We start from the raw sequence: 7,989 nt of genomic DNA, 5'->3' as shown, positions 1-7,989 counted from the left end.
CAACGGGCGCCTGCACTTCACGAACGTGCGGGTCCCTCGTGAGAACCTCCTGAACCGCTACGGCTCGGTCGCCGAGGACGGCACGTACTCGAGTCCGATCTCGAGCCCCGGCCGCCGGTTCTTCACGCCGTCGCTCACCACCGTGCGGCAGGACTTCGAGGCGCTCGGCCACGACATCATGGCGACGGTGCTCGACGTGCTGCGCGACGAGCCCGACGCGCCCGACCGCACGGCCCGCGTGCCCGAGGTGATCGAGCGGGCCAGCACGGCGGCACCGGCCGCGTGACGGGCGGATGCCGCGGGCGGATGCCGCGGGCGACCGGATGCCGGGAGCGGGCGGATCCCGCGGGCGGATGCCGCGGCATCCGCCCGTCAGCTCACTCGGTCGCCTGCGCCGAGTAGTCGGGCAGCTCCTGCAGGGTCCAGCGGTTGCCGTCGGGATCCTTCAGGGTGACGAAGCGACCCCATTCCTGCTCGTCGACGCCCTCGGCCTCGACGCCCTTCGCGCGCAGGTCGGCGAGCACCGCGTCGGCGTCGTCGATCACGACCTGGATGACATCGAGCGACCCGGGCTCGAGCGTCGCGCCGAGACCCTCGCCGATCGCGATCGAGCACGCCGACCCGGGCGGGGTGAGCTGCACGAAGCGCAGCCCCTCGAAGACGGTGCGGTCGTGGTCGGCGTTGAAGCCGAGCTTGTTCACGTAGAAGTCCTTCGCCCGGTCGACGTCGCTGACGGGCACGTGGATGAGTTCGATCTTCCAGTCCATGGATGGCTCCTCGGTCGGTTGCGCGATCCGTTCCATCGAATCGCCTGCGCCCAGTCTGGCCAACGATGCGGTCACTTCCTGTCCGCATGAGGCAACGGATGCCCCCGGCCCGGCGTCGCGGCGTCCGCTCGCTCAGGTGACGACGCCGACGCCCGGTGCGAGGATGGAGCACATGGCACTGCACATCACCGGAGACGCCGCCGCCGACGAACTGCTCAGCACCGATGCGTTCGCGCTGCTCACGGGCATGCTCCTCGACCAGCAGGTCGCGATGGAGACCGCCTTCGCCGGGCCGCTGAAGATCGCGGAGCGCGCCGGTTCGATCGAGCCCTCAGCGGTGGCCGGGTACGACCCTGAGGCATTCGCCGCGCTCTTCAAGCAGACGCCCGCCGTGCACCGCTACCCGGGGTCGATGGCCGCGCGGGTGCAGTCCCTGGCGCAGGCCGTCGTCGACGACTGGGGCGGCGACGCCGCTGCGATCTGGACGCAGGGCGACCCCGACGGGCCCGAGGTGCTGAAGCGACTCAAGGCGCTGCCCGGGTTCGGCGACCAGAAGGCACGCATCTTCCTGGCACTGCTCGGCAAGCAGCTCGGGCTCGACGCATCCGGCTGGCGCGAGGCCGTCGGCCATTACGGCGACGACGGATGCTTCGCCTCGGTCGCCGACATCACCGACCCCGAGTCCCTCGCCAAGGTGCGTGCGACGAAGCAGGCGGCGAAGGCCGCGGCCAAGGCGCCGAAGGCGTAGCACCGATTCAGACCAACGGGCGCGATTCAGGCGCGAACGGCGCACGTCGTCCTGAGCGCCGGCCGTTCGCCTGAGCCGCCGCCGTGCGAACGGTGGAGGACCGGCGGACGGTGGAATCCCGTTCGCGCGCAGGACCCCTGGGGCCCGGCATTCCGCGGCGGGCGCGGAATTCCGACGCCGCCCTGGATGACCGCTCACGAGCGCCCCGCCGCGCCAGCCCCCGAATGAGCGCTCACATTCGCGGGATCGCAGCCCTGTGCCCTCGCGAGCTCGAGCATGCGGCATCCGCCGATCCGTGCCGACAGGCGGAGGATCGCCGGGAAAGCGGCATCCGGCGACCGTGATGCATCCGTTACCGAACTCATACTTGTGAGCGCTAACAAGTGAGCGCTAACATCGCGATTGCGGGTCAGGACGAACTGGCCGCCCGGCGCACCAGGAACGCAGCATCACCGATCGCTCCGCCGGCACCACTGAACAAGGAGGTTCACACTGATGAAGAAGCTCATCGGAATCGCCGCCGCCGGCGCGATGCTCCTCGCCCTCTCCGCGTGCGCGGGAGCCGGCGGGGGCGGCGCGAGCGAGGGACCCAAGTCGCTCGACGAACTCGTCGTCGGCTTCGCCCAGGTCGGCGCGGAGTCGGGTTGGCGCACCGCCAACACCAAGGACATCCAGGCGGCCTTCGAAGACGCGGGCATCGAGCTCAAGTTCTCCGACGCGCAGCAGAAGCAGGAGAACCAGATCAAGGCGATCCGCTCCTACATCCAGCAGGGCGTCGACTACATCGCCTTCTCACCGGTCGTCGAGACCGGCTGGGACGCGGTGCTCAACGAGGCCAAGGCCGCCGGCATCCCGGTGGTGCTCACCGACCGCGCCGTCGACAGCAAGGACACCTCGCTCTACAAGTCGTTCCTCGGCTCCGACTTCATCGAGGAGGGCAAGAAGGCCGGCCTCTGGGTGCTCGACCAGTACAAGGACTCGACGGAGAAGGTCAACATCGTCCAGCTCGAGGGCACGACCGGCGCCGCTCCGGCGATCGACCGGGCCGAGGGCTTCGCCGACGTGATCCGCCAGAACCCGAACCTCGAAGTCGTCGCCAGCCAGACCGGCGACTTCACGCGGGCCGGCGGCAAGCAGGTCATGGAGGCCATGCTGAAGTCGAATCCCGACATCGACCTGGTCTACGCGCACAACGACGACATGGGACTCGGCGCGATCGAGGCCATCGAGGCGGCGGGCCTGAAGCCCGGCGAGGACATCAAGATCGTCACGGTCGACGCGGTGCACGACGGCATGCAGGCCCTCGCCGACGGCAAGATCAACTTCATCGTGGAGTGCTCGCCGCTCCTCGGCAAGCAGCTCGTCGACATCATCAAGACCCTCAACGAGGGTGGCGAGGTCGAGCAGCGCATCATCACCGAGGAGACCACCTTCACGCAGGAGCAGGCCGTCGAGGCCCTGCCCGACCGGCAGTACTGATCCGATCGACGGATGCCGCGAGGCATCCGTCGACCGGTCGGGCCGGCGGGTGCGCGGAGCAACTCCCGCGCACCCGCCGTGCCCTACGCTCGACCCACCACCAGACTCGATGGAGCGCCTCGTGACCAACCCCACCGATCCCGCCGCCCCCGTGGTGGAGATGCGCGGCATCTCGATCACGTTCCCGGGCGTCAAGGCGCTCGACGGCGTCGACTTCCGCCTGTTCCCCGGCGAGGTGCACTCGCTCATGGGCGAGAACGGCGCGGGCAAGTCCACCCTCATCAAGGCGCTGACGGGCGTCTACGGCATCGACGCCGGCACCATCACGCTCGGCGGCGAGCAGGTCTCGTTCAGCGGGCCCGCCCAGGCGCAGGCATCCGGCATCTCGACGGTGTACCAGGAGGTCAACCTCCTGCCCAACCTGTCGGTGGCCGAGAACATCATGCTCGGTCGCGAGCCGCGGCGGTTCGGCTCGGTCGACTGGCGCGCGATGCGCCGCCGCGCCGCCGAGCTCCTGGCGGGCCTCAACCTCGACCTCGATCCGGGGTCGCTGCTCGGCGACCACTCGCTCGCGGTGCAGCAGCTCATCGCGATCGCCCGCGCCATCGACGTGCAGGCGAAGGTGCTCATCCTCGACGAGCCCACCTCGTCGCTCGACGCCGACGAGGTCGCCGAGCTCTTCCGCGTCATCCGCTCGCTCAAGGAGCAGGGCGTCGCCATCCTCTTCGTGTCGCACTTCCTCGACCAGGTGTACGAGATCTGCGACCGCCTCACCGTGCTGCGCAACGGCAAGCTTGTGGGGGAGTACCTCGTCGAGGAGCTGCTGCGCATCGACCTCGTGCAGAAGATGATCGGCAAGGAGCTCACGGTGCTCGACGACCTCGAGCAGCGCGCGCGGTCGGTGTCGATCGACGAGTCGGATGCCGCGACCTTCGTGCAGGCGACGAAGCTGGGGCGCCGTGGCGCGATGCATCCGGCCGACCTGCCGATCGCGGCGGGCGAGGTCGTGGGCTTCGCAGGACTGCTCGGCTCGGGCCGCACCGAGTTCGCCCGCCTGCTCGGCGGCATCGACCGGGCCGACTCGGGCGAGCTGTCCATCGGCGGCAGGTCGACCCGCCTGCGCACGCCACGACAGGCGCTGTCGCACCGCATCGCCTTCTCGTCCGAGAACCGCCGCGACGAGGGCATCGTCGGCGACCTCACGGTGCGCGACAACATCGTGCTCGCGCTGCAGGCCGACCGCGGGTGGGCCAGGCCCATCCCCAAGAAGCGGCAGGACGAGCTGACGCAGAGCTACATCCAGACCCTCAACATCCGCCCGGCCAACCCCGACGCGCTCGTGCGCAACCTGTCGGGCGGCAACCAGCAGAAGGTGCTGCTCGCGCGCTGGCTCGCCATCGCCCCCCGGCTGCTCATCCTCGACGAGCCCACCCGCGGCATCGACATCGGGGCGAAGGCCGAGATCCAGAAGCTCGTCTTCAACCTCGCCGAGAACGGCATGAGCGTGCTCTTCATCTCGGCCGAGCTCGAAGAGGTGCTGCGCCTCAGCCACCGCATCGTCGTGCTGCGCGACCGCCACATCGTCGCCGACCTGGAGAACGACGGCCTCACCGTCGACTCGTTGCTCGCACTCATCGCCGACGGCTCGGGCGACGACCCTGAGGCTCCGGATGCCGCGGGCGGCCCCCTGCTCGCCGCCGCCGTGCCGACGACCCCGGCGACCCCGGCGCCCGCGGCGACCTCCGCCCCGACGACGCCCTCCGACCCGACCACGACCGACCCCACAGGAGACCCCCGATGAGCGCCCTGCTCGCCCGGCTCATCGCGAACCGGCTGTTCTGGCCGATCGTCATGCTGCTCGTGCTGTTCACGATCAACCTGATCGCCTTCCCCGGCTTCTTCACCGTCACCCTGCGCGACGGCCACCTGTTCGGCAGCCTCGTCGACATCCTGCGGAACGGCGCGCCGACGCTCATCATCGCGGTGGGCATGACGCTCGTCATCGCCACGCGGGGCATCGACCTCTCGGTCGGCGCCGTCGCCGCGATCTCGGGCGCGGTCGCCTGCTCGATCATGCTCGGCTCGCCCGAGCCCGGGAATCCGGCCACGGTCGCCGTCGCGATCACGGTCGCGCTGCTCATCTCCCTCGTGCTCGGCGCATGGAACGGCTTCCTCGTGGCGGTGCTCGGCATCCAGCCGATCATCGCGACGCTCATCCTCATGACCGCCGGGCGCGGCATGGCGATGCTCATCACCGAGGGCCAGATCCTCACGGTGAACAGCCCGCCGTTCAAGGCGCTCGGGTCGGGCTTCTGGTTCGGCGTGCCGATCGCCGTGATCATCGCGGCGGTCGTGTTCGCCGCGGCGGCGCTCATCACGCGGCGCACCGCACTCGGCATGTTCATCGAATCGGTCGGCATCAATCCCGAGGCGAGCCGCCAGGCCGGTGTGCGGGCGCGCGGGCTGCTGTTCGTCGTCTACACGTTCAGCGCGTTCTGCGCGGCGATCGCCGGGCTCATCCTGACCGCGAACACCGCGGCCGCCGACGCGAACAACACGGGCCTCTTCATCGAGCTCGACGCGATCCTCGCCGTGGTCATCGGCGGCACGTCGCTCGCCGGCGGCCGCTACACCCTGGCGGGCACGCTCGTGGGCGCGCTCGTCATCCAGACCCTGGTGACGACGGTCTACACGGTCGGCATCCCGCCGATCGCGACGATGGTGTTCAAGGCCGCGGTCGTCACGGTCGTGTGCCTGCTCCAGTCGCCGACCACCGCAGAGGCGCTCACCGGGTTCCGGCGAAGACTGTCCATCCGAGCCGGCAAGGGGGTGGCGGCGTCATGACCAAGCTCCTCGACGCACCCGAACGGCCCGCGCGCACCGGCGGCCGTGGCGGCCCCGACAACCCGGCTGCCCGCCAGGGCGTGGTGCGCAGCATCCGGAACCTGCTCACCAGCCCGAAGTACGGTCCTGTCACCGTGACCGCCGTGCTCTTCGTGGCCATCTTCATCATCGGCGGCGTGCGATACCGCGGGTTCCTCTCGGGGCAGGTGTTCCTCAACCTGTTCGTCGACAACGCCTACCTGATCGTGCTCGCGGTCGGCATGACGTTCGTGATCCTCACCGGCGGCATCGACCTCTCGGTCGGCGCGGTCGTCGCCCTCAGCGGCATGATCGCGGCGAGCCTGCTGCAGACCGGCTGGTCGCCCGCGGCGGTGATCCCGCTGATCCTCGTGCTCACGAGCGTGCTCGGCCTGCTCGTCGGGCTGATGATCCACATCTTCAAGGTGCAGCCGTTCATCGCCACGCTGGCGGCGATGTTCCTCGCCCGCGGCCTCTGCTACGTGATCAGTCAGAGCTCGATCTCGATCACGGATGCCACGTTTGTGCAGTTGGCCGTGGCGCGCATCCCGCTCGGCGGCAACATGTCGATCACGCCGAGCGTCATCATCGCGGTGCTCGCGGTCGCCATCGCCGTGTGGGTGCTGCACGCCACCCGGTTCGGACGCACGGTGTACGCCATCGGCGGCAGCGAGCAGAGCGGCCTGCTCATGGGCCTCCCCGTCGCGCGCACGAAGGTCCTCGTCTACGTCATCAGCGGCTTCTGCTCGGGCCTCGCCGGCGTGCTCTTCACCTTCTACACGCTCTCGGGCTACCCGCTCACCGCGATCGGCACCGAGCTCGACGCGATCGCCGCGGTCGTCATCGGCGGCACGCTGCTCACCGGCGGCTACGGCTTCGTGCTCGGGTCGGTGCTGGGCGTGCTGGTGCTCGGCGTGATCCAGACCATCATCACGTTCGAGGGCACGCTCTCGTCGTGGTGGACGAAGATCTTCATCGGCGCCCTGCTGCTCGTGTTCATCATCCTGCAGAAGGTGCTCACGGCCAGGCGGCGCTGAGCAGGCGGCGCCGGGCAGGCGGCGCCGGGTCGTGGCGGCCGGACCGACCGGCTTCGGGCAGGATAATCGACATAATGAGCGCGCCCCCGGGCGCGGGGCGGGAGCGCAGCAGCGAGTGGTCGAGCCAGACGACAGGGCGCGTGCTGCGACGATCTTCGACGTCGCACGGCTCGCGGGCGTGTCCCACCAGACGGTGTCGCGCGTGCTCAACGACCTGCCCAACGTGCGCCCGGCCACCCGCGCCCGCGTCGAGCAGGCGATCAAGCAGCTGCGCTACGTGCCGTCGCCGGCCGCGCGCGCCCTGGTGACCCGGCGCACGCGCACGCTCGGCCTGATCGTCACCGGCGCCCCCGACTACGGGCCCTCGAGCACGGCGCTGCACTTCAACGAGGCCGCACGGGACGCCCGCTACTCGGTGATCACGGCGAGCATGCTCGAGACGGATGCCCCGAGCCTGCGCTCGGCGGCCGAGCTGCTCGTGCGGCAGAACGTCGAGGCCATCGTGCTCATCGCCGCCGAACGGGCGGCCCTCGATGCCCTCGACGGGGTGGAGCTCGGCGTGCCGATCATCGCCGTCGCCTCCGAGGACCGCGGCGGCATGCACCGGGTCTGGCTCGACCAGTACTCGGGCGCCCGCCTGGCCGTCGAGCACCTCATCTCCCTGGGGCACCGCGAGATCCGGCATGTCAGCGGCCCGTCGAACGCGATGGATGCCGCGGAGCGGGTGCGAGGCTGGTCGGCCGTGCTCGGGGAGCACGGACTGCCCGCACGCGAGCCGCTCGTGGGGGACTGGTCGCCTCGGAGCGGCGCCGCCCACGGACGCGCGCTCGCAGCCGACGCCGACATGACCGCCGTGTTCGTGTCGAACGACCAGATGGCGCTCGGCGTGATGCACGCGCTCGCCGAGTCCGGACGTTCGGTGCCGGGCGACGTCAGCGTCGTCGGCTTCGACGACATCCCCGAAGCCGCGTACTTCACCCCGCCGCTCACGACCGTGCGCCAGGACTTCGACGCGCTCGGCCGCGACGCGATGGCCGGCGTGCTCGCCGTCCTCGGCGACGACGACCGGCTCATGCCCGCGCCGCGGGTGCCCGAC

Annotated in this window: 8 protein-coding genes; 7 read left to right on the top strand and 1 reads right to left on the bottom strand. The window is 70.3% G+C overall.

What is annotated here, in order from left to right; all coding sequences use genetic code 11:
• A partial coding sequence (locus GH736_RS25745; protein ID WP_159604059.1) for a substrate-binding domain-containing protein occupies positions 1-286 on the top strand: 286 nt, incomplete at its 5' end.
• A gap of 91 nt (positions 287-377) precedes the next feature.
• On the opposite strand, the gene GH736_RS13365 is transcribed toward GH736_RS25745, so the two are convergent.
• Positions 378-767 carry a glyoxalase superfamily protein gene (locus tag GH736_RS13365; protein ID WP_159604057.1) on the bottom strand — a complete coding sequence of 130 codons (390 nt, stop codon included), beginning with the start codon at positions 765-767 and terminating at the stop codon, positions 378-380.
• Positions 768-930: 163 nt separating this feature from the next.
• On the opposite strand from GH736_RS13365, the gene GH736_RS13360 reads away from it, so the two are divergent.
• From GH736_RS13360 to GH736_RS13335, 6 genes are all read left to right on the top strand, one after another.
• Positions 931-1,515, top strand: a complete 585-nt coding sequence (locus GH736_RS13360) for an HhH-GPD-type base excision DNA repair protein (protein WP_159604055.1) — start codon at positions 931-933, stop codon at positions 1,513-1,515.
• 495 nt (positions 1,516-2,010) lie between these two features.
• Positions 2,011-2,994 (top strand): ABC transporter substrate-binding protein, encoded by a 984-nt coding sequence (locus GH736_RS13355; protein WP_203230765.1) that lies wholly within the window; start codon positions 2,011-2,013, stop codon positions 2,992-2,994.
• Positions 2,995-3,103: 109 nt separating this feature from the next.
• Positions 3,104-4,795 (top strand): sugar ABC transporter ATP-binding protein, encoded by a 1,692-nt coding sequence (locus GH736_RS13350; protein WP_159604053.1) that lies wholly within the window; start codon positions 3,104-3,106, stop codon positions 4,793-4,795.
• On the top strand, positions 4,792-5,838 hold the full coding sequence (locus tag GH736_RS13345) for an ABC transporter permease (protein WP_159604051.1): 1,047 nt from the start codon (positions 4,792-4,794) through the stop codon (positions 5,836-5,838). Before GH736_RS13350 ends, GH736_RS13345 begins: the two co-directional genes overlap by 4 nt.
• Complete coding sequence (gene yjfF, locus GH736_RS13340; RefSeq protein ID WP_159604049.1) at positions 5,835-6,893, top strand: galactofuranose ABC transporter, permease protein YjfF; 1,059 nt, start codon at positions 5,835-5,837, stop codon at positions 6,891-6,893. The genes GH736_RS13345 and yjfF overlap by 4 nt, the downstream gene beginning before the upstream one ends.
• A 115-nt stretch (positions 6,894-7,008) precedes the next feature.
• Positions 7,009-7,989: LacI family DNA-binding transcriptional regulator (locus GH736_RS13335; protein ID WP_159604047.1), on the top strand; the 981-nt coding region annotated here is incomplete at its 3' end.

This window comes from Agromyces humi (genome assembly GCF_009720255.1).
Classification (GTDB): Bacteria; Actinomycetota; Actinomycetes; order Actinomycetales; family Microbacteriaceae; genus Agromyces; species Agromyces humi.
The sequence above is the reverse complement of the archived record's forward strand: the minus strand, read 5'-3'. Positions and strand labels throughout refer to the sequence as shown.